This is a genomic window from Streptomyces sp. NPDC059668 (assembly GCF_042734135.1).
GTDB lineage: Bacteria > Actinomycetota > Actinomycetes > Streptomycetales > Streptomycetaceae > Streptomyces.
On the sequence record NZ_JBHWEL010000029.1, the window covers coordinates 8,227 to 32,568 of the forward strand.

The 24,342-nt window shown below is 73.3% G+C and carries 18 protein-coding genes and 1 pseudogene; 5 read left to right on the forward strand and 14 right to left on the reverse strand.

The genetic code is table 11. The features are described from left to right. Positions 1-111 precede the first annotated feature (111 nt). A pseudogene (locus tag ACFV2J_RS21665) lies at positions 112-240 on the forward strand (ABC transporter ATP-binding protein); the annotation flags it as partial. Beyond that, positions 237-1,895 (forward strand): transporter, encoded by a 1,659-nt coding sequence (locus ACFV2J_RS21670; protein WP_385088776.1) that lies wholly within the window; start codon positions 237-239, stop codon positions 1,893-1,895. The pseudogene ACFV2J_RS21665 and the gene ACFV2J_RS21670, both read left to right, overlap by 4 nt. 99 nt (positions 1,896-1,994) lie before the next feature. Here ACFV2J_RS21670 and ACFV2J_RS21675 read toward each other — a convergent pair whose 3' ends face one another. Then, positions 1,995-2,861, reverse strand: a complete 867-nt coding sequence (locus ACFV2J_RS21675) for an alpha/beta fold hydrolase (protein WP_385088778.1) — start codon at positions 2,859-2,861, stop codon at positions 1,995-1,997. Between the two features lie 865 nt (positions 2,862-3,726). Beyond that, positions 3,727-4,419: a metal-dependent transcriptional regulator gene (locus ACFV2J_RS21680; protein WP_148008965.1), complete on the reverse strand. Its 693-nt coding sequence runs from the start codon at positions 4,417-4,419 to the stop codon at positions 3,727-3,729. A gap of 438 nt (positions 4,420-4,857) precedes the next feature. Here ACFV2J_RS21680 and ACFV2J_RS21685 point away from each other — a divergent pair, with 438 nt between their 5' ends. After that, positions 4,858-5,613: an SIS domain-containing protein gene (locus ACFV2J_RS21685; protein WP_385086964.1), complete on the forward strand. Its 756-nt coding sequence runs from the start codon at positions 4,858-4,860 to the stop codon at positions 5,611-5,613. A gap of 132 nt (positions 5,614-5,745) precedes the next feature. Here the strand turns inward: ACFV2J_RS21685 and ACFV2J_RS21690 are convergent, their stop codons facing one another. After that, positions 5,746-7,128 (reverse strand): PAS domain-containing protein, encoded by a 1,383-nt coding sequence (locus tag ACFV2J_RS21690; RefSeq protein ID WP_385440063.1) that lies wholly within the window; start codon positions 7,126-7,128, stop codon positions 5,746-5,748. Positions 7,129-7,798: 670 nt separating this feature from the next. Between ACFV2J_RS21690 and ACFV2J_RS21695 the strand changes: the two genes are divergently transcribed. Then, the gene (locus tag ACFV2J_RS21695; protein WP_385086970.1) at positions 7,799-8,827 is read left to right on the forward strand and encodes an isopenicillin N synthase family dioxygenase; all 1,029 of its coding nucleotides are present in this window, start codon (positions 7,799-7,801) and stop codon (positions 8,825-8,827) included. 25 nt (positions 8,828-8,852) lie between these two features. On the opposite strand, the gene ACFV2J_RS21700 is transcribed toward ACFV2J_RS21695, so the two are convergent. Next, complete coding sequence (locus tag ACFV2J_RS21700; protein WP_385086973.1) at positions 8,853-9,953, reverse strand: citrate synthase 2; 1,101 nt, start codon at positions 9,951-9,953, stop codon at positions 8,853-8,855. Positions 9,954-10,375: 422 nt separating this feature from the next. Between ACFV2J_RS21700 and pdxH the strand changes: the two genes are divergently transcribed. Beyond that, positions 10,376-11,014, forward strand: a complete 639-nt coding sequence (gene pdxH / locus ACFV2J_RS21705; protein ID WP_385086996.1) for a pyridoxamine 5'-phosphate oxidase — start codon at positions 10,376-10,378, stop codon at positions 11,012-11,014. A gap of 12 nt (positions 11,015-11,026) precedes the next feature. Here pdxH and ACFV2J_RS21710 read toward each other — a convergent pair whose 3' ends face one another. The 10 genes from ACFV2J_RS21710 to ACFV2J_RS21755 form a co-directional block, all read right to left on the reverse strand. Then, complete coding sequence (locus ACFV2J_RS21710) at positions 11,027-11,755, reverse strand: TetR/AcrR family transcriptional regulator (protein WP_385086976.1); 729 nt, start codon at positions 11,753-11,755, stop codon at positions 11,027-11,029. Further along, complete coding sequence (locus ACFV2J_RS21715; RefSeq protein ID WP_385086978.1) at positions 11,743-12,477, reverse strand: enoyl-CoA hydratase family protein; 735 nt, start codon at positions 12,475-12,477, stop codon at positions 11,743-11,745. Before ACFV2J_RS21715 ends, ACFV2J_RS21710 begins: the two co-directional genes overlap by 13 nt. Then, positions 12,474-14,039 carry a 4-coumarate--CoA ligase family protein gene (locus ACFV2J_RS21720; RefSeq protein WP_385086981.1) on the reverse strand — a complete coding sequence of 522 codons (1,566 nt, stop codon included), beginning with the start codon at positions 14,037-14,039 and terminating at the stop codon, positions 12,474-12,476. The genes ACFV2J_RS21715 and ACFV2J_RS21720 overlap by 4 nt, the downstream gene beginning before the upstream one ends. A 115-nt stretch (positions 14,040-14,154) precedes the next feature. Beyond that, positions 14,155-15,315: an acyl-CoA dehydrogenase family protein gene (locus ACFV2J_RS21725; protein ID WP_385086984.1), complete on the reverse strand. Its 1,161-nt coding sequence runs from the start codon at positions 15,313-15,315 to the stop codon at positions 14,155-14,157. Positions 15,316-15,378: 63 nt separating this feature from the next. Continuing rightward, complete coding sequence (locus tag ACFV2J_RS21730; protein WP_385440068.1) at positions 15,379-17,229, reverse strand: acetyl/propionyl/methylcrotonyl-CoA carboxylase subunit alpha; 1,851 nt, start codon at positions 17,227-17,229, stop codon at positions 15,379-15,381. Positions 17,230-17,240: 11 nt separating this feature from the next. Then, positions 17,241-18,848, reverse strand: a complete 1,608-nt coding sequence (locus tag ACFV2J_RS21735) for an acyl-CoA carboxylase subunit beta (RefSeq protein WP_385086990.1) — start codon at positions 18,846-18,848, stop codon at positions 17,241-17,243. Next, on the reverse strand, positions 18,845-20,479 hold the full coding sequence (locus ACFV2J_RS21740) for an acyclic terpene utilization AtuA family protein (protein WP_385086999.1): 1,635 nt from the start codon (positions 20,477-20,479) through the stop codon (positions 18,845-18,847). The genes ACFV2J_RS21735 and ACFV2J_RS21740 overlap by 4 nt, the downstream gene beginning before the upstream one ends. A gap of 74 nt (positions 20,480-20,553) precedes the next feature. Next, positions 20,554-21,363 (reverse strand): TIGR03084 family metal-binding protein, encoded by an 810-nt coding sequence (locus ACFV2J_RS21745; RefSeq protein ID WP_385086993.1) that lies wholly within the window; start codon positions 21,361-21,363, stop codon positions 20,554-20,556. 705 nt (positions 21,364-22,068) lie between these two features. Beyond that, positions 22,069-23,025 carry a DMT family transporter gene (locus ACFV2J_RS21750; protein ID WP_385440072.1) on the reverse strand — a complete coding sequence of 319 codons (957 nt, stop codon included), beginning with the start codon at positions 23,023-23,025 and terminating at the stop codon, positions 22,069-22,071. A 145-nt stretch (positions 23,026-23,170) separates the two neighbouring features. Continuing rightward, the gene (locus ACFV2J_RS21755; RefSeq protein WP_385090197.1) at positions 23,171-24,295 is read right to left on the reverse strand and encodes a lipid II:glycine glycyltransferase FemX; all 1,125 of its coding nucleotides are present in this window, start codon (positions 24,293-24,295) and stop codon (positions 23,171-23,173) included. Between the last annotated feature and the right edge of the window lie 47 nt (positions 24,296-24,342).

The following is a 24,342-nucleotide window of genomic DNA, read 5'->3' on the forward strand; positions in this document are numbered from 1 at the left end:
TGGGTGTGTAACTGGGGTGGGGGCGCTTGTTTTTTTTACACCCCCCTCTTTTTGTATCGGGGGGTTTGGTTGTGGGTTGGTGGGGCGTTATGGGGGGGGGGCCCCCCCCCCCCCCACGGCCCGCTCGCGGAGGTCCGCGGCGACGCGCCCTCGCTCCAGCAGGCCTTCCTCGAACTCGTCGGCGCGCACGGCCGCACGCCCGGAGCCGACCTGGACTGGCTGGGCGGCGGCGCACGATGAGCACCCCGGCGAGCAGCCCCGCGAGCACCGCCCCGAACGCCCCGGCGAACCCCTCCTCGCCCGCCTCCGCCACGTCGATCACCCCGGTCGTCGTACGGCTGAAGCTGTCGCTCCTGCGCAACGGGCTGCGGCAGTCGGGCGGCCGGCGGGCCGCCTACCTCACCTCGGTCGTGCTCGTCCTGCTCTTCGCCGCCCTCCAGCTGCTGGGCCTGATCGCCCTGCGCGGCAACCCGCACGCCGTCTCCGTCACCGTTCCGCTCGTGGTGGTCCTGGCGCTCGGCTGGGCGGTGATGCCGCTGTTCTTCCCGAGCGGCGACGAGACGCTCGACCCGACCCGGCTGGTCATGCTGCCGCTGCGGCCGCGGCCGCTCGTCAGGGCGCTGCTCGCGGCCTCGCTGGTCGGCATCGGACCGCTGTTCACGCTCTGCCTGCTCGTCGGGTCCGTCGTCTCGGTGGCGCACGGCACGGCGGCCTGCGTGACCGCCGTCGTCGCCGTGGCCGTGGCGCTGCTCGTCTGCGTGGCCCTCGCGCGCGCCGTCGCCGCCGCCAACATCCGGCTGCTGTCCAGCCGCAGGGGCCGCGATCTCGCGGTGCTCAGCGGGCTGGTGATCGCGGTCGGCGCGCAGCTGGTCAACTTCGGTGCGCAGCGGCTCGGTTCGGCGGGCGGTCTCGCGGAGCTCGACCCGGTGGCGGACGTGCTGCGGTGGGTGCCGCCGGCGTCGGCGATCGGCGCGGTGGACTCGGTGAGCGAGGGCGCGTACGGGGCCGGGGCCGTTCAACTGGCGCTGGGCGTGGCCGCGCTGGCGGGGCTGCTGGCGCTGTGGTCGCGGCATCTGACCCGCCTGATGACCTCACCGGACGGCTCGACACTGCGGGCCGCGGAGCCCGCCCGGGAGAAGGGTCCGTCGGCGCTCGGCCGGCTGCTGCCGTCGGGACGCACCGGGACGGTCATGGAGCGCAGCCTGCGGTACGTGTGGCGGGACCCGAAGACGAAGGCGGCGTGGGTGACCTCGCTGGCCATCGGTCTGATCGTGCCCGTGTTCAACGCGTTGCAGGGCACCGGCTCGGTCTACTTCGCGTGCTTCGCGGCCGGGATGCTCGGGATCCAGATGTACAACCAGTTCGGGCAGGACACGTCCGCGTTCTGGATGGTCGCGATGACGATCTCGTCCCCGCGCGACGCGTATGTCGAACTGCGCGGGCGGGCGCTGGCGCTGCTGGTGATCACCCTGCCGTACGCGACGGTCGTGACCGTCCTGACGACCGCCCTGCTCGGCGACTGGACCCGGCTGCCCGAGGTGCTGGGGCTGTCCTTCGCGCTGCTCGGCGCGATGCTGGCCACCGGCGCGTGGTCGTCGGCCCGCTTCCCGTACTCGATCCCGCAGGAGGGCTACAAGAACGTGGCTCCCGGGCAGGCGGGTCTCGCCTGGATCTCCATCTTCGGCGGCATGGTCTCGGCGGCGCTGCTGAGCTCTCCCGTCATCGCCCTCACGATCTGGGTGAACGTGACGGCGGACGGGGACCGGTGGAGCTGGCTGCCGCTGCCGCTGGGGGCCGCGTACGGGGCGTTGCTCGCGCTGCTGGGCCTGCGGATGGCCGCGCCACGCACGGCCCGGCGGCTGCCGGAGATCCTGGCGGCGGTGAGCAAGGGATGAGCCCGGGCGTCCCGTGAGGTCCCGTCGTCCGCCCGGCGGGCGGGCGCGGCTTCGCCGACACGCCCCAGGGGCGCGCGGGCCGGGCGCCCGGGTTCCCGGTCAGCCGGTGAGGACACCGTCGAGGAACGGCTCGATCGCGGTGCGCCAGGCCTGTGGCCGGTCGTAGTGCACGAGATGTCCGGCGTCGGTCACCTCGGCGTACCGGCCGTGCGGCAGGACGCGGACCATCTCCTGGGACTCGGCCCGGCCGAGCTCGCCGTCCAGGCCCCTGACGACCAGGGCGGGGCACCGGACCTGGGCGAGCTCCTCCCAGTGGGCGTCGTACACCCAGGTCTCACGGGACTTCAGCATCTGCTCGGGTTCGAAGACGGGCCGCCAGCCGTCGGCCGTCTCGTGCATCACCTCGGCGTAGAACTCACCGCGGGACGGGGTGGGGCGCTCCACCCAGGGGTCGTCCTCGCCGAACCACTTCCGTACGTCGGCGAGCGTGCCGAACGGCATCGGCCAGGCTTTGAACCAGTGCTCCCACTCCCGCTGCGACGCGGCGCCCAGCGCCGATGCCCGCATGTCGCAGACGACCAGCCCGCGGACGAGGTCGGGGCGCTTGGCGGCGAGCTGCCAGGCGGTCAGCGCGCCCATGGCGTGACCGACGAGGACGGCCGGTCCGAGACCCAGCTGTTCGAGGGCGGCCTCGGCGTCCTCGACGTACGCCTCGCGGGTGTAGCCCTCCTGCGGCGCCTTGTCGCTCTGGCCGTGGCCGCGCTGGTCGAGCGCGACGACACGGTGCCGCTCGGAGAGCCAGCGGGCGGTGGAGGTCCAGTGCGAGGCGCGGCCCATGAGGCCGTGCAGTAACAGCACCCCGGGGGCCGGTGGGCCCGTCGGGGGATCGTTCTCGGGAGAGTCGGCGAACTCCCACGCGGCCAGGCGTAGGCCGCCCGCGCCTGTCACGTCGATGCGCCGCACCATAGGTCTGGCACCCCCCTAGCTCGCTCGGACCGGCCGCCCCCACCGGAGCCCGCCGGTCCCTCGTACCGCTCCGTGCCGCTTCCTGCCGCTGTCGTGCCACCGTCACCGCCGATGTGCCGACACCGCCGGCGTGCCGCTCCCTGTGCCGCTCTCCGTGTACCCGGTACCCCCGTCGTACGCCGCCACATTATCGAATAGGCATTCGAAAATAGCCCGCTCGGCGACAACACCCCTCGTTCGAGTGACCACGTCCGGGGATTGACCGCCGCTGCCGAGGGGAGATCTTCAGCGGGAGGCGGACCGCTCGGGGACAACGGTCCGAAGGGGATGACCCTGGGAGCTCGGGGCTCCGGGTCAGCACAGGGGAGGACAGGCCCCGGCGCCAACTGGTGCCGGGGCCCTCTCCCTGTCTGCGGCACATCCTCCCCGTCCCCTCCCCGACCGCGCGACATCCCTCTCGGACACGGTCAAGAGCCCTCAGGTCATATGCCTCACGCGACAGCCTCGCACGCAAATGGTCTCGCCGCTGCGATTCGGCACACTGAATCTTGGTTTCGACGAAGCGGCGCAGGCATCACAACTGCCTCTGCCGTCCCGGGAGTTGACATGCCCGGACCGACCGGGCAGGTGCCCGGCGCGAGGTCCTGCCGGGGCCCTGCGGGCCCGTGGGCCGGGGGTTTCGGCCCTGCCCGGCGAGCCCCCGGGAGCGGACCCCGGGGTCCGGCCGGAGCCGGGCCCCGCGGCCCGCGCCCGGGGGCTGCCCCTCGCGGGCTCAGGGCCGGGGGGACGCGCACCGAGGTGTCGGCGTCCGCCCACGAACACCGGACGCCGGCGCTCCGTACGGAACGGCGCCGTCCGTCGTGCGTCAGCGCTTCGCGACGAACACGTGGGACGCGACGTCCGACTCCAGCTCGGCCGCCTCGCCGCCGCTGCCGACGAGCACGCCGCCCGCCGACTCCGTCACGCTCACCACGGAGCCGGGCTGCACGCCGGCCCGGCGCAGGGTGTACATCAGCTGCGCGTCCGTCTGGATGGGTTCGCCGATCCGGCGCACGACGACGGTCTTGCCGTCCAGGCCCGGGTCGAGCTCGGCCAGCGACACCATGCCCTCGTCCAGGAACGGGTCGGCGCCGTCCTTCTCGCCGAGCTCCTCCAGGCCGGGGATCGGGTTGCCGTACGGCGACTCGGTCGGGTGGCGCAGCAGCTCCAGGACGCGCCGCTCCACGGCCTCGCTCATCACGTGCTCCCAGCGGCAGGCCTCGGCGTGCACCTGCTCCCACTCCAGGCCGATCACGTCGACGAGCAGGCACTCGGCCAGGCGGTGCTTGCGCATCACCCGGGTGGCCAGGCGGCGGCCCTCGTCCGTGAGCTCCAGGTGCCGGTCGCTGGCGACCGCCACCAGACCGTCGCGCTCCATGCGCGCCACCGTCTGGCTGACCGTGGGTCCGCTCTGGTCGAGCCGCTCGGCGATCCGGGCGCGCATGGGGACCACGCCTTCCTCCTCCAGCTCGAGGATGGTGCGGAGATACATCTCCGTGGTGTCGATCAGTCCGGACATACGTGCCCCTCGATTAGCTCTGCCGGAGGCTCGGTGGCTCACCGGCTTGTGCGCTGGCCCTGAACTCAATTCTGACGCATACCACCGACAACCGTGCCTCGCCGGGGGAACCGCACGATGACGAGTACCTCCGCGGCGACGCGGCCCGGGGCCCGGCCGGACCGGATACGGCCGACGCCCGGACGGACGTCCGGGTTCGGGCGCCGTCCACGGGTGTGCGGCGCCCCGCGCGGGGTGGTCGTCCGCGGCCGGGCGGCTCCGCCGTCGGGCCGCGCGTCGGCGGCCCTGCGCCCAGTGTCGCTCGCGCGGGGCGTATTGACACGGCAGTGGTCCAGACCGCAACGTGATCCGCGACACGACGGGGGTACGGCTGTACCGGGCCGCCGGTCCGACCGCTCGCCGGCCCTGCGCCGACGCGACTTCGAAGGGGCTTCGCCGATGAGCGACAGCAAGCTGGCCGGGCAGTTCTTCGACGCCGCGATCGGCCTGCTGCAGCGGGTGCGGGACGAGTGCGCCGAGGACGTCGAGGCGGCCGGCGCCCTGATCGCCGACACCGTCACGGAAGGCGGCCGGCTGTTCGCCTTCGGCGCCGGCCACTCCTCGCTCGCGGCGCAGGACGTCGTCTACCGCGCGGGCGGTCTCGCCCTGATGAACCTGCTCACCGTGCCGGGCGTGGTCGGCGTCGACGTCATGCCGGCGACGCTGGGCTCCGCGCTGGAACGGGTCGACGGCCTCGCGAGCGCGGTCCTGGACTGCAGCCCCCTCCGCTCCGGCGACCTGCTCGTGATCATCTCCCTGTCGGGCCGCAACGCGCTGCCCGTCGAGATGGCCATGAACGCCCGCGCGCTCGGCGTGAAGGTCATCGGGGTCACCTCGGTCGCCTACGCCTCGGAGACGACGTCCCGGCACGTCTCGGGCACGTATCTGAAGGACCACTGCGACATCGTCCTCGACTCGAAGATCGCGGTCGGGGACGCGGAACTGACCCTGGACGCCATCGAGGCCCCCTTCGCCCCCGCCTCCACGGTCGTCACCTCCGCCCTGCTCCAGGCCGTCATGGCCACCGCCGCGGGCGCGCTGGCCGGCCGCGGCATCGAGCCGCCGCTGCTGCGCTCGGGCAACGTGGACGGCGGCCACGAGTGGAACGGCCGCGTGATGACGGAGTACGGGGACCGGATCTTCTACCGGCGCTGAGCCGCCCGGCCCGGACACCGGCGCCGGGCCGTCACACCTGCCCGGCACCCACCGCCGCGGCGCCGTGTGCCGCCCCCGCCCCGTGCCTCCCGGCCGCTCGGCGTACGCGGCCCCGAGGCCCTCGCGCGGCGCCTACGGCCGCTCCACCAGCCCCTCCAGGTCCAGCGCCATGGCGATCCGTACGGCCACGTCCTCCGCGTACGTGGCGTCCGCGCGCTCGAACTGGCTGCGCCCCGCCCCGCGAAGAAACGTCACGACGCCCAGCGTCCGCCCCCGGCTGCGCAGCACCGCGCACAGGGCGTGCACCGAGTCCGCCGGCCACTGGCGGGCCGCCGCCCACTCGCGCGTCCGCTCGGGCGCGCTCTCGGCGGAGCTGGCCCGCACGGACCCGGCCCGCTCCACGCACTGCAACGCGGGATGCCCCTCGGCGTACCGCACGGGCAGCCCGGCCTTCCCGGCCGGCAGACTCGGCCCCGGCGCCCCGGCCGGCGTGGCGGTGGCCCGTACGAGCCGCACGGGTCCTTCGCCGTCGGCCACCGGGCCACCCGCCACCCGGTCGATCAGCGCGTGGTCGGCGAACCCGGCGAGCGAGAAGTCCAGATGGACGGTGGCCGCCTCGCCCGGGTCCTCGCACTCGGCGGCGGCCCGCGCCGCCCGGTGCAGCTGATTGGCCCGGAAGCGCAGCAGCGCCGCCTCCTGCTCGGTCTGCCTGGCCTCCGTCACGTCCTGGAAGAGCCACCCGACACCGAGCGGGACCGGCTCCTCCGTGAGCGGCGAGGCGAGCCGCACGAAGCCGCTGCGCCAGCACCGCCGCTTCCCGCCCTCCGCCGAGCGCACGCTCACCCACATCTCGGCGGGCGCCGGCGGCGCGCCCTCGGCGAGCACATGGGTGAGCGCGCTCTCCAGCTCCTCGACACCCTGCGACAGCAACTCTCCGAGGGGCCGCCCGAGCACCGCCGTACGGCCCGTCCCCAGGGCACGGGCCGCGTGGGCGTTGACCACGGCGGGCCGCAGGTCCGCGTCGACCAGCACCACGCCCCAGCTGGCGTCCTCGAACAGCGCCTCGCTCAGGGCGATGGACCGTTCGAGATCGATCTGCGCGTGCACCTCGCTGAAGGCGCAGTACACCCCCGCGGGCTTGCCGTCGGGCCCGCGCACGGCGGCGGACTGGGTCCGGACGAGCACCCGCCCGCCGTCCTTGGTCAACAGGGCGAACTCGTTCACCTGCCGGCCCGGGGCCTCCATCGCGGACAGCAGCCGCCCCTCGACCTCCTCGGCGTCCGCGGTCCGCACGGCCCACCCGGCGAATCCGCGCCGCCCCACGGCCTCGGCGGCGGTCCAGCCGAGAATCCGCTCGGCCTCCCGGTTCCAATGGGTGACGACCCCGTCGGCGTCGAACGCGCACAGGGCCGCGTCCATCCCGTCCAGCAGCGCGGCAAGCAGATCCGAACCACCCGGCTCGGGCTCGTCCGGCCCCAGCTCATCGGTGGTCCCACTACGCCGGGAAGCACTCACCTGGACCCCCTGCAGGCTGCGTCCGCACGTACGGCGAGACAGTTCACTCACTGGCTGTCATTCAACTCGAACGTGACCCAGCCCACACCTGATTCCCCGAAGATTGGACGAAATCATTGCGCGCCGGGAATTCCGTCCCACCCGTCCCAGGGGCCGCGGACCGCTCGGAAAAAAACAGTTGAGCGGTTCGCGATCCGTTCCTAAGGTGTGGTGCACACGAGAGAGGAGGTGGTTCGGCAGATGTATCCAAACCGGACGCGTGAGGTGGCTGCGGGCTAGCGGCCCGTCACCACATCCAGTGCGGTGCCGGACCCGCGCGTGAAGCAGCGCGCAGCCGGCCCAATCTCCAGCAGTCACCCGACCCGCGAGTTCGCCGGTACGTCCGGCCGGCTCCTCCGCCGCGAGGCGGAGGGACCCGAACTCGCGGGTCGCCTGCGTCGTGCGGGATGTGTGACGTGACACACATACGTTTGTGAGGGTCCGCAGTACTCTTGGGCCATGCTTCCGATGCTCGTTCGACGCCGACACGTGGACTACGTGCGCGTCACGAGCATGGGCTGTCGGCCCAGCGCCTGACCTCGCCCCTCACCTCTCTCCTTCGGCACCCGTGGCCCCCGCCCCATCCCCGGCGGCCCCCGCGGGCACCCCGTACACCCCGCGGACGCACCTCATGACGACGTACCCGTCTCCCTCGCCGTACCAGCAGCTCCCGATCATCGACCTCTCCGCGGCGGACCGCGGTCCCCAGGCCCGCGCCCTCCTGCACGCGCAGCTGCACAGCGCCGCCCACGACGTGGGCTTCTTCCAGCTCGTCGGGCACGGGGTGAGCCCTGCCGAGACCGACGCCCTGCTCCGCGCCATGCACCGCTTCTTCGCGCTGCCCGAGGCCGACCGGCTCGCCCTCGACAACGTCGGCTCGCCGCACTTCCGCGGTTACACACGCACCGGCGACGAGCGCACGGGCGGCAGCCAGGACTGGCGGGACCAGCTGGACATAGGCGCCGAGCGGCCCGCCCGGACACCCCGCGCGGGCGAGCCCGCCTACTGGTGGCTTCAGGGCCCGAACCAGTGGCCCGCCGCGCTGCCGGAACTGCGGACCGCAGCCCTCGCCTGGATCGACCGCCTCGGCGCGGTCGCGGCACGGCTGCTGCGCGAGCTGCTCACCGCCATCGGAGCGCCCGCCGACTTCTACGAGCCGATCTTCGGGGAGCGGGCCCACCCGCATCTGAAGCTCGTGCGGTATCCGGGGAGCGCGGGGGACGGCGCCGGCCAGGGCGTGGGCGCGCACAAGGACTACGGGTTCCTGACGCTGCTGCTCCAGGACACGGTGGGCGGCCTCCAGGTGCAGCGTGCGGACGGTCTCTTCCACGACGTGCCCCCGCTGCCGGGGGCGTTCGTGGTCAACCTGGGCGAGCTGCTGGAGGTCGCCACCAACGGCTATCTGCTCGCCACGAACCACCGGGTGGTCAGCCCGCCCGGCGCCACCGAGCGGTTCTCCGTGCCCTTCTTCTACAACCCGCGCCTCGACGCCCGTGTCGAGCCGCTGGCCTTCCCGCACGCGTCCGCCGCGCCCGGGATCACCGACGACCCGACGAACCCGCTCTTCGCCGAGTACGGGTACAACGAGCTGAAGGGCAAGCTGCGGGCCCACCCGCTGGCCGCCGCCCGTCATCACGCGGAGCTGCTCACGCCCGCGTGACGACCGGCGGCCCCGGAAGCCGGGCTCAGTGGGCGATGCGCTCGTAGCCCTTGATCTCCTGGGGGCCGCGCGGACCCGGGCCCACGTAGTGCGCGGACGGCCGCACGAGGCGCCCCGTGCGCTTCTGCTCCAGGATGTGCGCCGACCAGCCGGCCGTGCGGGCGCAGGTGAACATCGAGGTGAACATGTGTGCCGGGACCTCGGCGAAGTCGAGGACGATGGCGGCCCAGAACTCGACGTTCGTCGCCAGGACCCGGTCCGGGCGGCGGGCGTGCAGCTCCGCCAGGGCGGCCTTCTCCAGCGCCTCGGCCACCTCGAAGCGGGGGGCGCCCAGGTCGCGGGCGGTGCGGCGCAGGACCCGCGCGCGGGGGTCCTCGGCACGGTAGACGCGGTGGCCGAAGCCCATCAGGCGTTCGCCCTGGTCCAGCGCCTGCCTGACGTAGGCCTCGGCGTCGCCGGTCCGCTCGATCTCCTCGATCATGCCGAGGACGCGGGAGGGGGCACCGCCGTGCAGCGGTCCCGACATCGCGCCCACGGCCCCGGAGAGCGCCGCCGCCACGTCCGCGCCGGTCGACGCGATGACACGGGCGGTGAACGTGGAGGCGTTCATGCCGTGCTCGGCGGCGGACGTCCAGTAGGCGTCCACGGCGGCCACGTGCCTGGGGTCCGGCTCGCCGCGCCAGCGGATCATGAAGCGTTCGGCGATCGAGTGCGCCTTGTCGATCTCGCTCTGCGGGACCATGGCGCGGCCCTGTCCGCGGGCGGACTGGGCGACGTACGAGAGGGCCATGACGGCGGCGCGGGCGAGGTCCTCGCGGGCCTGCGCCTCGTCGATGTCGAGGAGCGGCTTGAGACCCCAGACCGGCGCGAGCATGGCGAGCGCGGACTGGACGTCGACGCGGATGTCACCCGAATGGACGGGGATCGGGAACGGCTCGGCGGGCGGCAGTCCGGGGTTGAACGCGCCGTCGACGAGCAGTCCCCAGACGTTTCCGAAGGAGACGTGACCGACCAGATCCTCGATGTCGACGCCCCGGTACCGGAGTGCGCCGCCCTCCTTGTCCGGTTCGGCGATCTCCGTCTCGAACGCGACGACTCCTTCGAGTCCGGGTACGAAGTCGGACATCAGGCGGCTCCTCATGATGTGTTCGACAGGGGGTCTGCGGGCGGGTGGTGCGATGGACCGTGCCGTGGGAAACCGTGTGCCGGTGACGGGTGGTCGACGTCCGGTTCCACGGTCGGCTCGTGGACTCGTGGTCCGGTACGTATCCCGGTGATGCCCCGTGCGGCCGGCGGTCACCCCACCGGAGCGGCAGCAGCACGATATCCCCGAGTGCCACCTTTGGGGAGAGCGCGCGGCACTCAGTGCCACGCAGTGATGAACCCCACTCCCGCCGAGTGGGGGCCGAAGTACGGCAAGATGACCGCGTGAACGACCGTTACCCGGATGAATCCGCCGAACCGCTCGTCCAGCGCGCCGCCGAGGCCGCCGCCGAAGAACAGGCCGGAGAAGGAGTCCCGGCGGAACTCGGCACCGACCCCGCCGCGATGCGCGCCCACTACCGCGCCGAGGGACTCGTGGAGTCCGATCTCGCCCCGCATCCGATGGACCAGTTCGCCCGCTGGTTCAGGCAGGCCGCGCAGGCCGCCGTGCGGGGCGTGGTGTACGAACCGAACGCGATGGTCGTGTGCACGGCCGACGCCGACGGGCGGCCCAGCTCCCGCACGGTGCTGCTCAAGCAGTACGACGGGCGGGGCTTCGTCTTCTACACCAACTACGAGTCCCGCAAGGCCCGTGAGCTGGCCGCCAACCCGTACGTGTCGCTGCTCTTCCCCTGGCACCCGATGGCACGCCAGGTCATCGTCACCGGGACGGCCCGCCGCACCGGCCGCGACGAGACGGCCGCGTACTTCCGTACCCGCCCGCACGGCTCCCAGCTCGGCGCCTGGGCCAGCGCCCAGTCCTCGGTCGTCCCCGACCGCACCGCGCTCGACTCCTCCTACGCGGAGCTGAGCGCCCGCTACCCCGAGGGCGAGCAGGTCCCGGTCCCCCCGAACTGGGGAGGCTTCCGCGTCGCCCCGCAGACCGTCGAGTTCTGGCAGGGCCGGGAGAACCGCCTGCACGACCGGCTGCGGTACACGGCGGAGCCGGACGCCGGCTGGAAGGTGGAACGGCTCAGCCCGTGACGGCGGCCCGGCTCAGTCCAGTGCGCCGTCGAGGATCTCGCCCCACTGCGCGACCACCCGCTCCCGGCGTGCCGTGTCGTCCGTGAGCAGGTTGGCGAGGCCCAGACCGCGGGACATGTCGAGGAAACCCTGCACGGTCTCCCGGGCACCCGGGCGCGACTCGTCCGCGGCCAGCAGGTCCACGGCGATCCGGTGGGTCTCGCGGCCGACCCGGGCCTCCAGTTCGGTGACCCTGAGGCGGAGCTGCTCCTCGTTGGAGGCGGCGACCCACAGGTGCAGGGCGGCGCGGAAGAGCGGGCCGGTGAAGAGGTCCACGAGGGCCGCGACGACCGCGCGCCGGTCGGCGGCGCCCTCCGGGAAGAGGGCGCGCAGGGCCGTGGAACGCTCCTCGGCGACGTACTCCACCGCCGCCGTGAACAGGTCCTCGCGGGTCGGGAAGTGGTGCTGGGCCGCGCCCCTGGAGACACCGGCGCGCTCCGCGACGACGGCGACCGTGGAGCCCGCCCAGCCGCGTTCGGCGAGACAGGCCACGGCGGCCGCCAGCAGCCGCTGCCGGGTGGCCCGGCTGCGGTCCTGCTTCGGGACGTGCGCGGGACGGGAGCCGCGCGGGCCCTGAGCGGCGGCACGCCCGGTACGGTCCGCGTGATCCGCGCGTTCCGGGTCCGCCGAGCCTCGCGCACCCGCCGGGTCCGCCTCGGCCGTCGCGTCGTCCGAGGCCTTCGCCGTGTTCACACCACCCATGCGGGATCCCGTCGTTCGAGGAAGGCCGTCATCCCCTCGCGGGCCTGTACGGAGGAGAACAGCTCGGCCGAGAGCGCCGTCAGGGCGACGGCGTCCTGGTCGAAGGCCTCCAGCACCTTAGCCGTGAGCAGCCGTTTCGTCTCGGCGAGGCCCTGCGGGGAGGCCCGGCGCAGGCCGTCCAGGATGGGGGCGAGAGCCGCGTCGGCGTCGTCGCCCGTCGCGGTCAGCAGTCCGGTCCGTACCGCCTCCGCCGCGTCGAACCGTTCGCCGGTGAGGTAGTAGCGGGCGAGGGCGCGGGGGTCCGTGCGGGACAGCAGGGGGAGGGAGATGACGGCGGGCGCGACACCGATGCGGACCTCCGTGAAGGCGAACGTGGCCTCGCCGGAGGCGACGGCGATGTCGCAGGCGCCCAGCAGACCGAGACCGCCCGCCCGGACGTGCCCGGTCACCCGGGCCACCACCGGTCTGGGCAGCTCGACGATCTGCCGCAGCAGGCCGACGAGCGCGTCCGGGTGCGGCGGGTCACGCAGGTCGGCGCCCGCGCTGAACGTGTTGCCGGTGTGGGTGAGGACGACCGCGCGGACGTCGTCGTCCTCGCCGCACCGGGTGAGCTCCCGGGCCAGTTCGCCCACGAGCGCCGACGACAGGGCGTTGCGGTTGGCGGGCGAGTCGAGGGTGAGGGTGGCGACGGCGCGGTCGTGGTCCGCGCGCACGACGCTCACGCCCGGTCCCGCAGTTCGCGCCGCAGGATCTTCCCGGAGGCGGCCCGCGGCACCTCGTCGACGAAGGTGACGCCCCGGACCCGTTTGTACGGGGCGACGCGCTCGGCGACGTACATCATGACCTCGCCCTCGGACAGCTCGGCGGCGGACCGCTGACGCACCACGTGGGCGTGCGGGACCTCGTTGTTGTCCTCGTTGTAGACCCCGACGACGGCGGCGTCCGCGATGCCCGGGTGCGTCAGCAGGAGCGCCTCCAGCTCGGCCGGCGCGACCTGGAAGCCCTTGTACTTGATGAGTTCCTTGACCCGGTCGACGACGAACAGCCAGCCGTCCGCGTCCACGTACCCGACGTCCCCGGTGTGCAGCCAGCCGTCCGGTTCGATCATCTCGGCGGTGGCGTCGGGACGCCCCAGATAGCCCTTCATCACCTGAGGCCCCCGGATGACGATCTCCCCGGCCTCGCCCACGCCCAGTTCCTCGTCCGGGTCGTCGAGGGAGACGATCCGCATCTCGGTGCCCGCGATGAGCCGGCCCACGGTCCCCGGGGGCGCGCCGACGGCGTCCAGCGGGACCAGGTGGGTGCAGGGCGAGAGTTCCGTCATGCCGTAGCCCTGACCGATGGGCGGGATGCCGAGCCGCTCGGCGCAGGCCACGGCGAGCCGGGCGTCCAGGGGCGCGGCGGAGGAGATGACGTACTTCAGGGACGACAGGTCGTAGCCGGCGACGGCCGGGTGCTTGGCGAGCGCGAGCACGATCGGCGGGGCCACGAACAGGCCCGTGATGCGGTGCCGTTCGATGGCCGTGAGGAACGTGTCGAGGTCGAACCGGGGCAGCACGACGACGGTGGCGCCCTGTCGCAGCGGCGCGTTCATCAGGGCCGTCAGCCCGTAGATGTGGAAGAAGGGCAGCACCGCGAGGATGCGCTCCCCCTCGTCCATCGGCACCGAGCGCGCCAGCTGCGCCAGGTTGGTGGCGATGGACCGGTGGGTGAGCATCACGCCCTTGGGTGTGCCGGTGGTCCCGGAGGAGTACGGGAGGGCCGCGACGTCCGTCACGGGGTCGATGTCGATCCGCGGTTCGGGTGCGGTCGAGCCGAGCAGGTCGATCAGCGACCGGTGCCCGGGTGCGCTGTCGCAGACGAATATCTCCCGTATCCCGCCCGCGAGTTGCGCGGCCCGCCGGGCCGTCTCCAGGAGGGGCGAGACGGTCACGATCCAGCTCGTGGCGCTGTCCCGCAGCTGCTTGGCGAACTCCTCGGCCGTGGCGAGCGGGTGGACGGTGGTGACCGACGCGCCCGCGCGCGTGGCGCCGTAGAACACCGTCGGGAAGGCGATGGTGTTCGGGCTGTGCAGGGCGAGAACGTCGCCCTTGCGGACGCCCGCGTCGGCGAACGCGGCGGCCAGGCGGCGGTGGAACTGGTCGAGTTGGCCGTAGGTGAGCGTGGTGCCGTCGACGCCGTCGACCAGCGCGGGCGTGTCCGCGCGCTCGGCGGCCCGGCCGAGGACGGCCTCGTGGATGGGTTCCTCGACGGCCGGGACATCGGCGTACTCGCTGCGGAACACGGGTCCTCCTGGAGCGGCTCGCTGGTAGGACTGGCCGGTGGGTTCTCCGGTGGGAGGACCCACCGGTGGCGCCCGGCCGGTACGGCCCGGCCGGTGGACTTCTTCGGTGCGGCCCTCAGTACGACTTGGGCAGACCCAGGGTCTGGTGGGAGACGTAGTTGAGGATCATCTCCCGGCTGACCGGTGCGATACGGGCCACCCGCGAGGCCGTGATCAGCGAGGCGAGGCCGAACTCGCGGGTGAGTCCGTTGCCGCCGAGGGTGTGCACGGCCTGGTCGACCGCCTTCACACAGGCCTCGCCGGCGGCGTACTTGGCCATGTTGGCGGCCTCCCCGGCGGCGACGTCGTCCCCGGAGTCGTACAGGTGGGCCGCCTTCTGCATCATCAGACGGGCCAGTTCGAGCTCTATGTGGGCCTGGGCGAGCGGGTGGGCGACGGCCTGGTGGGCGCCGATGGGGGCCTTCCAGACGGTGCGCTCACGGGCGTACTCGACGGCCCGGGAGAGCGCGAAGCGGCCCATGCCGATCGCGAACGCGGCCGTCATCACCCGCTCCGGGTTGAGCCCGGCGAAGAGCTGGAGCAGACCCGCGTCCTCGTCGCCGACGAGCGCCTCGGCGGGCAGCCGCACGTCGTCGAGGGTCAGCTCGAACTGCTTCTCCGCACTCTGGAGTTCCATGTCGATCTGACGCCGGCCGAAGCCCTCCGCGTCCCGCGGGACGATGAACAGGCAGGGCTTGAGACTGCCGGTCCGGGCGTCCTCGGTACGGCCGACGATCAGGGTGGCGTCGGCGATGTCGACGCCGGAGATGAACACCTTGCGGCCGCTCAGCAGCCAGTCCGCGCCGTCCCGGCGGGCCGTGGTGGTGATCCGGTGCGAGTTGGAGCCGGCGTCGGGTTCGGTGATGCCGAAGGCCATGGTGCGGGTGCCGTCGGCGAGGCCGGGCAGCCAGGTGCGCTTCTGTTCCTCGGTGCCGAAGCGGGCGATGACGGTCCCACAGATCGCCGGAGACACGACCATCATCAACAGCGGACAGCCTGCGGCGCCCAACTCCTCAAGGACGAGGGAGAGTTCGGCGATGCCGCCGCCTCCGCCGCCGTACGCCTCCGGCAGGTTCACGCCGAGGTAGCCGAGTTTGCCCGCCTCGGCCCACAGTTCGGTGGGGTGGCGGTCCTCGCGGATGGCGCAGGTGAGGTAGTCGCGGCCGTAACGCCGGCCGAGGGCGGCGACGGCGGCGCGGAGGGCTTGGTGCTCTTCGGTCTCTGTTACGGGGCTCATCGGGCCTCCTGAGTACGGAAGGTGCGGGTCGGTCGTGGCGGAGCGCGCGGTGGTCCGCGGTCCCTATCCGGGCACGTCGTCGTCCACGACCGCCAGCAGTGCCCCCATCTCCACCTGCTGGCCGGGGACCACGTGCAGGGCGGTGAGGGTGCCGCCGGCCGGGGCGGAGATCCTGTGCTCCATCTTCATCGCCTCCAGCCACAGCAGGGGCCGGCCGGCCTCCACCCGGACGCCTTCGGCGAGGCCCTCGGCCACCCGGACCACCGTGCCGGGCATCGGCGCGAGCAGGGAGCCGGGGGCATGACCGGCGGTGGGTTCGGGGAAGCGGGGCAGCGCGGTGAGGGCGGTGGAGTTCACGTACACCTGGTCGCCGTGGCGTGCCACCCGGAACCGCTCCCGCACACCGTCCGCCTCGAGGACGACGAGAGCCGCGTCGGCGCTCACGACACGCACCCCCTCGGCGGCCAGACCCTCCCGGGTGTGCTGGTAGCGGACCTCGTGCTCCTGTCCCGCCATGAGGTAGCGCCTGGTCTGCGGCTGAGAGGGCAGATTGCGCCAGCCGCCGAACCGGGACCGGCCGTGCGCGTCGGCGAGGGCGGCGGCCAGCGGCGCGTACGGGTCGGCGGCGGGCGGCGTGAGAACGGCGAGGTGACGGTCGTAGAACCCGGTGTCCATGCGGCCCTCGGCGAACTCCGGGTGCCGCAGGGACCGTACGAGCAGATCCCTGTTGGTGACCGGGCCGTGGATGTCCGCCCGCTCCAGGGCACCCGCCAGGGTGCGCAGGGCCTGCGCGCGCGTGGGGGCGTGGGCTACGGCCTTGGCGAGCATCGGGTCGTAGTGCACGCCGATCCGGTCGCCGTCGCCGTAGCCGGAGTCCAGACGGACACCGTCCGGGACGGCGAGGCGGTGCAGGGTGCCGGTCTGCGGGGCCCAGACGGCCGCCGGGTCCTCCGCGTACAGACGGGCCTCGACCGCGTGCCCGCGCGCGGGCGGCGGGGCGTCGTCGAGCGCGGCGCCCTCGGCGACCCGGATCTGCAGCGCGACCAGGTCGATCCCGAACACCGCCTCGGTGACGGGGTGTTCGACCTGGAGGCGGGTGTTCATCTCCAGGAAGTGGGCGGTGCCGTCCGCGATCAGGAACTCGACCGTCCCGGCGCCCACGTAGTCGACGGCGCGGGCGGCGCGTACGGACAGGTCGTACAGCGTGTCGGTGAGCGGCTGCCCGAGCCCGGGGGCCGGGGCCTCCTCGATCACCTTCTGATGGCGCCGCTGGAGCGAGCAGTCGCGCGTGCCGAGCGCCCAGACCGTGCCGTGCGTGTCGGCGAGGATCTGCACCTCGACGTGCCGGCCGCCCTCCACGTACGGCTCGACGAAGACCTCGCCGTCACCGAAGGCGCTCAGGGCCTCCGCCCGCGCCGCCTCCAGTTCCGTTTCCAGAGCGGCCAGTTCGCGCACGATCCGCATACCGCGCCCGCCGCCGCCCGCGGCCGCCTTGACCAGCACCGGAAGGTCGCCGGCCGTGACCTCCACCAGGGGGGCGAGACCCATCAGCTTCTTGGCGCGGGTCTTGGACGCCATCGCCTCGATCGCCTCGGGCGGCGGCCCGATCCAGACCAGGCCCGCGTCGAGGACGGCCCGCGCGAAGTCCGCGTTCTCGGAGAGGAAGCCGTATCCGGGGTGGACGGCGTCCGCTCCGGCGCTCAGGGCCGCCTTCACGACCAGGTCGCCGCGGAGGTACGTCTGCGCGGGTGTCGCGCCCGGCAGCCGCACCGCCGCGTCGGCCTCCCGCACGTGCAGGGCGTTCTCGTCGGCGTCCGAGTGGACGGCGACGGTCCGGATGCCGGCCTCCCGGCAGGTGCGGAAGACACGGCAGGCGATCTCGCCCCGGTTGGCCACAAGGATGGAACTGATCATGGGGAGGGACCTCACATCCGGAAGACGCCGAAGCCGCCGCGCGCGCCCTCGAAGGGCGCCGTGTGGATCGCGGACAGGCACAGGCCGAGGACGGTGCGGGTGTCACGGGGGTCGATCACCCCGTCGTCGTACAGCCGCCCGGACAGGAACATCGGCAGGGACTCCGACTCGATCTGCTGCTCCACCATGGCGCGCAGCGCGGCGTCGGCCTCGTCGTCGTACGGACGTCCCTTGGCCGCCGCCGACTGCCGGGCGACGATGGACAGGACTCCGGCGAGCTGCTGGGGGCCCATGACGGCGGACTTGGCGCTCGGCCAGGAGAACAGGAAGCGCGGGTCGTAGGCGCGTCCGCACATCCCGTAGTGACCGGCTCCGTAGGAGGCGCCCATCAGGACGGACAGGTGCGGGACACGGCTGTTGCTCACCGCGTTGATCATCATCGCGCCGTGCTTGATGATGCCGCCCTGCTCGTACTCCCTGCCGACCATGTAGCCGGTGGTGTTGTGCAGGAAGAGGAGCGGGATGTCGCGCTGGTTGGCGAGCTGGATGAACTGGGCGGCCTTCTGCGACTCGGCGCTGAAGAGCACCCCCTGGGCGTTGGCCAGCACCCCGACCGGGTAGCCGTGCAGTGTCGCCCAGCCCGTGGTGAGGCTGGTCCCGTAGAGGGGCTTGAACTCGTCGAAGTCCGAGCCGTCGACGATCCGGGCGATGACCTCGCGCGGGTCGAAGGGGTGCCTGAGGTCGCCCGGCACGATCCCCAGCAACTCCTCCTCGTCGTACTTGGGCGGGGCCGCCGGTCCCGGGTCCGGGTACGCCTTGCGGTGGTTGAGCCGGGCGACGACCCGCCGGGCCTGCCTGAGGGCGTCCCGTTCGTCGACGGCGAAGTAGTCGGCGAGACCCGACACGCGCGCGTGCATCTCCGCGCCGCCCAGGGACTCGTCGTCGCTCTCCTCGCCGGTGGCCATCTTCACCAGCGGCGGGCCGCCCAGGAAGACCTTCGCCCGCTCCTTCACCATGATCACGTGGTCGGACATGCCGGGGACGTACGCGCCGCCGGCGGTGGAGTTCCCGAAGACGACGGCCACGGTCGGGATGCCCGCCGCCGACAGCCGGGTCAGGTCGCGGAAGATCGCGCCCCCGGGGATGAAGATCTCCTTCTGGGACGGCAGATCGGCGCCGCCCGACTCGACGAGGCTGATGCAGGGCAGCCGGTTGGCGAGGGCGATGTCATTGGCCCGCAGCGCCTTCTTCAGGCTCCACGGGTTGCTCGCACCGCCGCGCACCGTCGGGTCGTTGGCGGTGATCAGGCACTCCACGCCCTCGACGACCCCGATCCCGGTGACGAGCGAGGCCCCCACCGTGTACGCGGGGGCGTCGCTCCCCCAGGCCGCCAGCGGCGACAGCTCCAGGAAGGGGGTGTCGGGGTCGAGCAGCAGCTCGATGCGCTCGCGGGCGAGCAGTTTGCCGCGCTCCCGGTGCCGGGCGACGTACTTCTCGCCACCGCCCGCGAGCGCCTTGGCGTGCTCGGCGTCCAGCGCGGCGAGCTTGGCGAGCATGACGTCGCGGTGGGCGGTGTGTTCGGGGCTGTTGGCGTCCAGGGCGGACGCGAGGACGGTCACAGGAGTGCCTCCGGTATGTCCAGGTGGCGGGAGCGGAGCCATTCGCCGAGGCCCTTGGCCTGGGGGTCGAAGCGGTGCTGGGCGGCGACCCCCTCGCCGAGGATCCCCCCGACGACGAAGTTGAGGGCGCGGAGGTTGGGCAGCACATGGCGGACGACGTCGAGCCGACCGCTCTCGGGGATCAGGCTCCGGAACCGGTCGGCCGTCAGCTCGTGGACCAGCCAGCGCCAGGCGTCGTCCGTACGGACCCACACACCGACGTTGGCGTCGCCGCCCTTGTCGCCGCTGCGGGCGCCTGCCACCAGACCGAGGGGCGCCCGGCGCGTCGGCCCGGCGGGCGGCGGCTCGGGCAGGGCGGGCCGCGGCGCCGGTTCCAGGGCCAGGGTGTCGCGGGCCGGGGCCACCGGCATCCGGCGCCCGTCCGGGAGGACCGCCACCTGGTCCACGGCGTCCTGGGGGACGCGGGAGTCCTCGAACACCCCGTACGGCGAGCCCTTTCCGGGCGGCGCGAGGACGTGGAAGCCCGGATAGCTCGCCAGGGCCAGTTCCACGGCCGCCCCGCCGAGCGTGCGGCCGACCGCGTCCTGGTCGGGGTCCCGTACGACGAGACGGAGCAGGGCGCTCGCGGTCTCCTCGGTGGGGGCGTCCGCCCGGTCGGTCCGGGCCAGCTCCCAGCGGACCTCCGCCGGACGTGACTTGGCCGCGTCGAACGCGGTCTCCATCTGGTCCCGTACGAGCGCGGCCTTCGCCTCGATGTCCAGCCCGGTCAGGACGAAGACGACCTCGTTGCGGAAGCCGCCGAGCCGGTTGAGGCCGACCTTGAGGGTGGGCGGCGGCGCCTCGCCCCGGACGCCCGCGATCCGGACCCGGTCGGGACCCTCCTGGGCGAGCTGCACCGAGTCGAGGCGGGCGGTGACGTCGGGGCCCGCGTACCGGGCGCCGGACGTCTCGTACAGGAGCTGCGCCGTGACCGTGCCGATGTCCACGAGGCCGCCGGTGCCGTCGTGTTTGGTGATGACGCTCGTGCCGTCCTCGTGGAGTTCGGCGAGCGGGAAGCCGGGACGGCGCAGCAGCCCCGCGGGATGGTCGCCGAAGAAGGCGTAGTTGCCGCCGGTCGCCTGCGTGCCGCACTCCAGGACGTGCCCGGCGACGACGGCGCCCGCGAGGCGGTCGTACGCGTCCGGGGCCCAGCCGAAGTGGGCGACGGCAGGACCGGTGACCAGCGCGGCATCCGTGACCCGGCCGGTCACGACGATGTCCGTGCCCTCGCGCAGACAGGCGGCGATCCCGGCACCGCCGAGGTAGGCGTGCGCGGCGAGAGTGCCGGGGTGGGCGCGGGTGAGGTCGTCCCCCTCGACATGGGCGACCCGTACGGGGATGCCCAGCCGCCCGGCCAGTTCCCGCACGGCGCCGGCGAGTCCGGCGGGGTTGAGGCCGCCCGCGTTCGCCACGACCCGGACGCCCCGCTCGTGCGCGAGGCCGAGGCACTCCTCCAACTGCCGCAGGAAGGTGCGCGCGTAGCCGCCCTCCGGGTTCTTCAGACGGTCGCGGCCGAGGATGAGCATCGTCAGCTCGGCGAGGTAGTCGCCGGTGAGGACGTCCAGGGGACCCCCGGTGAGCATCTCGCGCATCGCGTCGAAGCGGTCGCCGTAGAAGCCGGAGGCGTTGCCTATGCGCAGGGGGCGCGGGGTGGGGAGGAGGCCGCTCACCGGCCCGGCTCCGCGGTCCGCGCCTCCTTGGGCCGCCGTCCGTCCCCCGGTGGCCCCGCGAAGGCCTGGGCGATGTCCAGCCAGCGGTCGGCGTCGGGGCCCTGCGCCCGTACGGCGAGGTCGGCGCGGTGCGCGCGCTGGGTGACCAGGAGACAGAAGTCGAGGGCGGGACCGGTGACCCGCTGGGGGGCGTCCTCGGGTCCGTACGTCCACAGCTCCCCGGCTGCGCTGACGAGTTCGACGCGGAACTCCCCGTCCGGCGGGGTGAGGCCGCGTACCCCGAAGGCGAAGTCCCGTGCCCGGACGCCGATCCGCACCACGTGCCGGAGGCGGTCCGTGGGGGTGCGCGTCACCCCCAGCGCGTCCGCCACGTCCTGGCCGTGGGCCCAGGTCTCCATCAGCCGGCCGGTGGCCACGGAGGCGGCCGACATGGGCGGGCCGTACCAGGGGAAGCGGGTTCCGGCGGGGGCCGCGCGGAGGGAGTCCTCCAGCGCCCCGCGACCCGCACGCCAGTCGGCGAGCAGTTCGGCGGGCGGCCGGGCCGCGCCCTCCTCGGCGCCCTCGTCCACGAATCCGCCGGGTGAGGCGATCGCCTTCTCGACCTCCTTCGCGAAGGCCTCGGCGTCGGTCACGGCGAGCAGCGCGGAGCGGTCCGTCCAGGCCAGGTGGGCGATCTGATGGGCGACGGTCCAGCCCGGGGCCGGGGTGGCCAGCCGCCAGCCCTCCTCACCCAACCCGCCCACCAGCTGGTCGAGTTCCTCGCTCTCCCGGTGCAGATCGTCGATCACGGACGACGGGTCGGACACGATGGCGCTCCCTCGGGGCACGACGGTGTGCGGGGTCCTGCGCGGTGCGTTCTGGAGCATGGCAGCGGGCGGAGAAACAATCAAGCGTGCTTGCATTGATTCTGGGGCGGGACATCCGGGGTGGGTGCGGACGCGCCCGTCCCTCCAGTCCCCTCGCCAGGGGCGCTGCGCCCCCTGGACCCCCGCCATCGCCCGAAGGGCTCGTCCTCAAACGCCGGACGGGCTGAGGATGCGAGCCTGCGCTGATTCCCCGCCGTCGCCCGAAGCTCGTCCTCAGACGCCGGACGGGCTGAAGATGCGAGCCTGCGCTGAATCCCCGCCGCCGCCCGAAGCTCGTCCTCAGACGCCGGACGGGCTGAAATACCTGGCCCGGACGTCAGCCTTCCAGCACGGCCTCGCACCTCGACCTCGCACCTCGGCTCTGCCTCTCGGCGTCGCATCTCAGCACAGGCCGACACCACCAGCCCGTCCGGCGCTTGAGGACAAGGCCCTTAAGGCCGGCGGGGGTCTGACGGCCTGGATATGCGCGCCCGCACCGAAAAGCTGGCGGCCGGCCCAGGTTTTCCAGCCCGTCCGGCGCTTGAGGACAAGGCCCTTAAGGCCGGACGGGGGTCTGGGGGCGGAGCCCCCAGGGACCGAACGCACCCGACACCGAACCGCCGACAGCCACACCCCACCCCACCCCTGGTCACCCCGCGGACGCGGCTACGTCGGGTTCGCCCGCCCGCGCCCCACCTGGGTCCGTACCGCGCCCATGCTCGCCGCGATGACGAGGGCGATCGCGAGGGCCTCGGTGGCGGAGAGCGCCTGGTGCAGGACGAGGAAGCCGGCGGTCGCGGCGACGGCCGGTTCCAGGCTCATCAGGATGGCGAAGGTGGAGGCGGGAAGGCGGCGCAGGGCGAGGAGTTCGAGGGTGTAGGGGAGGACGGAGGACAGCACGGCGACCGCGGCCCCGAGCGCCACGGTCGTCGGGTCGAGCAGCCGGGTCCCGGCCTCGGCGATCCCCAGCGGCAGGAACGCCACCGCCGCGACCACCATGGCGAGCGCGAGCCCGTCGGCCTGCGGGAAGCGCCGGCCGGTCCGGGCACTGAAGACGATGTACGCCGCCCACATGGCGCCGGCGGACAGGGCGAAGGCGACGCCCACCCCGTCGAGGCTGCCGAAGCCCCCGCCGCCGAGCAGGAAGACCCCGCCGAGGGCGAGGCCCGCCCAGAACAGGTTCAGGGCACGGCGGGAGGCGACCACCGAGAGCACCAGCGGGCCGAGCACCTCGAGCGTGACGGCGGGGCCCAGCGGGATGCGGGCGACCGACTGGTAGAAGAGGCCGTTCATCGCGGCCATGGTCAGTCCGAAGAGGACGACCGTGGCCCAGTCGGCCCGGGAGTGTCCGCGCACCTTCGGCCGGCAGATCACCATCAGCACGACCGCGGCCACCAGCAGCCGCAGGGTCACCACTCCGAGCGCGCCGGTGCGCGGCATCAGGGTCACCGCCAGCGCGCCGCCGAACTGCACGGAGATGCCTCCGGCGAGGACCAGTCCGACGGGACCGAGGCCACCGCGCCGCACCGGTGAACCGCCGCCCGTACCGGGCAGGGGTGCCATCACCGGGGCGACCGGGGTCGCGGACGCCGGGGAGGACGGGACGGCGCTGGGGGTGTTCACGGTGCCTTCCAGGGGCTCGACTCGGGGCGTGCATCACGCTGCACTTTCGGGTCCAGAGTAATGGACCCGGTCAGGCGCGTGAACCCTTGACGACCCTGTCGCGTTCCTCACAGCGGCCGTCCCGGCCGTCGTGGGCCCCGGGGCGTCAGCGGCGGGCCAGGTACAGGTCGAGGGCCCGGTGGAGCACGCGGTTGAGGGGGAAGTCCCACTCGCCGAGGTACTCGACGGCCTCGCCGCCCGCGCCGACCTTGAAGCGGAGCAGCCCGAGGAGGTGGTCGGACTCCTCCAGGGTGTCGGTGATGCCGCGGAAGTCGTAGACGGCGGCGCCCAGTTCGTGGGCGTCGCTCATCATGCGCCACTGGACGGCGTTGTTGGGCTGGACCTCGCGCCTGCGGCTGGTGGAGGCGCCGTAGGAGTACCAGACGTGGGTGCCGACCGTCAGCATCGTGGCCGCGGCGAGGACCTCGCCGTCGTGGTGCGCGAGGTAGAGCCGCATACGGTCCGGGTCCTCCGCGGTCAGGGCGGTCCACATGCGCTGGAAGTAGGGCAGCGGGCGGGGGACGAAGCGGTCGCGCACGGCGGTCTCGGCGTAGAGCCCGTAGAACACGGGCAGGTCGTCGTAACCACCGCGCACGACCTTCACGCCGGCCTTCTCGGCCTTCTTGATGTTGCGCCGCCACTGCTGGTTGAGGCCGTGCTGGATCTCCTCCAGCGTCCTTCCGCCGAAGGGGAGCTGGAAGACGTAGCGCGGCTGCCCGGCCGTGAACCCGTCCTCGGCGCCCGCCTCCGCCCGCCGCCACCCCCTGGCCCGCAGTCGCTCGGCGACACCGGCGGCGGCCGGTTCGTACGTCGTCGCCTCCGTGTCCCCGAGGCGGCGCGCGGACGGGTCGGCGATCGCCGCCTTGACGGCGTCGGCGCTCCACCGGCGTACGACCACGGGCGGCCCCATCTTCACCGAGAACGCGCCCCGTCCCTTCAGATACGCGAGCATCGGGTCGAGCCAGCGCTCCACGAGGTCGGCCGCGTACCAGTCGACGACCGGCCCCTCCGGGAGATACGCGAGGTACCGCCGCACCTTCGGCAGCGGCCGCAGCAGCACGAGACCGGCCCCGACGAGCCGCCCCTCCCCGTCGAACCACCCGAGGCTCTCCGCCCGCCAGTCCGGCTTCACCTCGCCCCAGGACGGCACCTGCATATGGCTGACCGAGGCCCTTGTCGCGACGAACGCCAGATGCTCTTCACGGGTGATGACCTGTACGCGGAGCCTCATGCGCGGCACTTCCTCGGGGAGGGGGTGGCTGAAAATGACTGGAAATG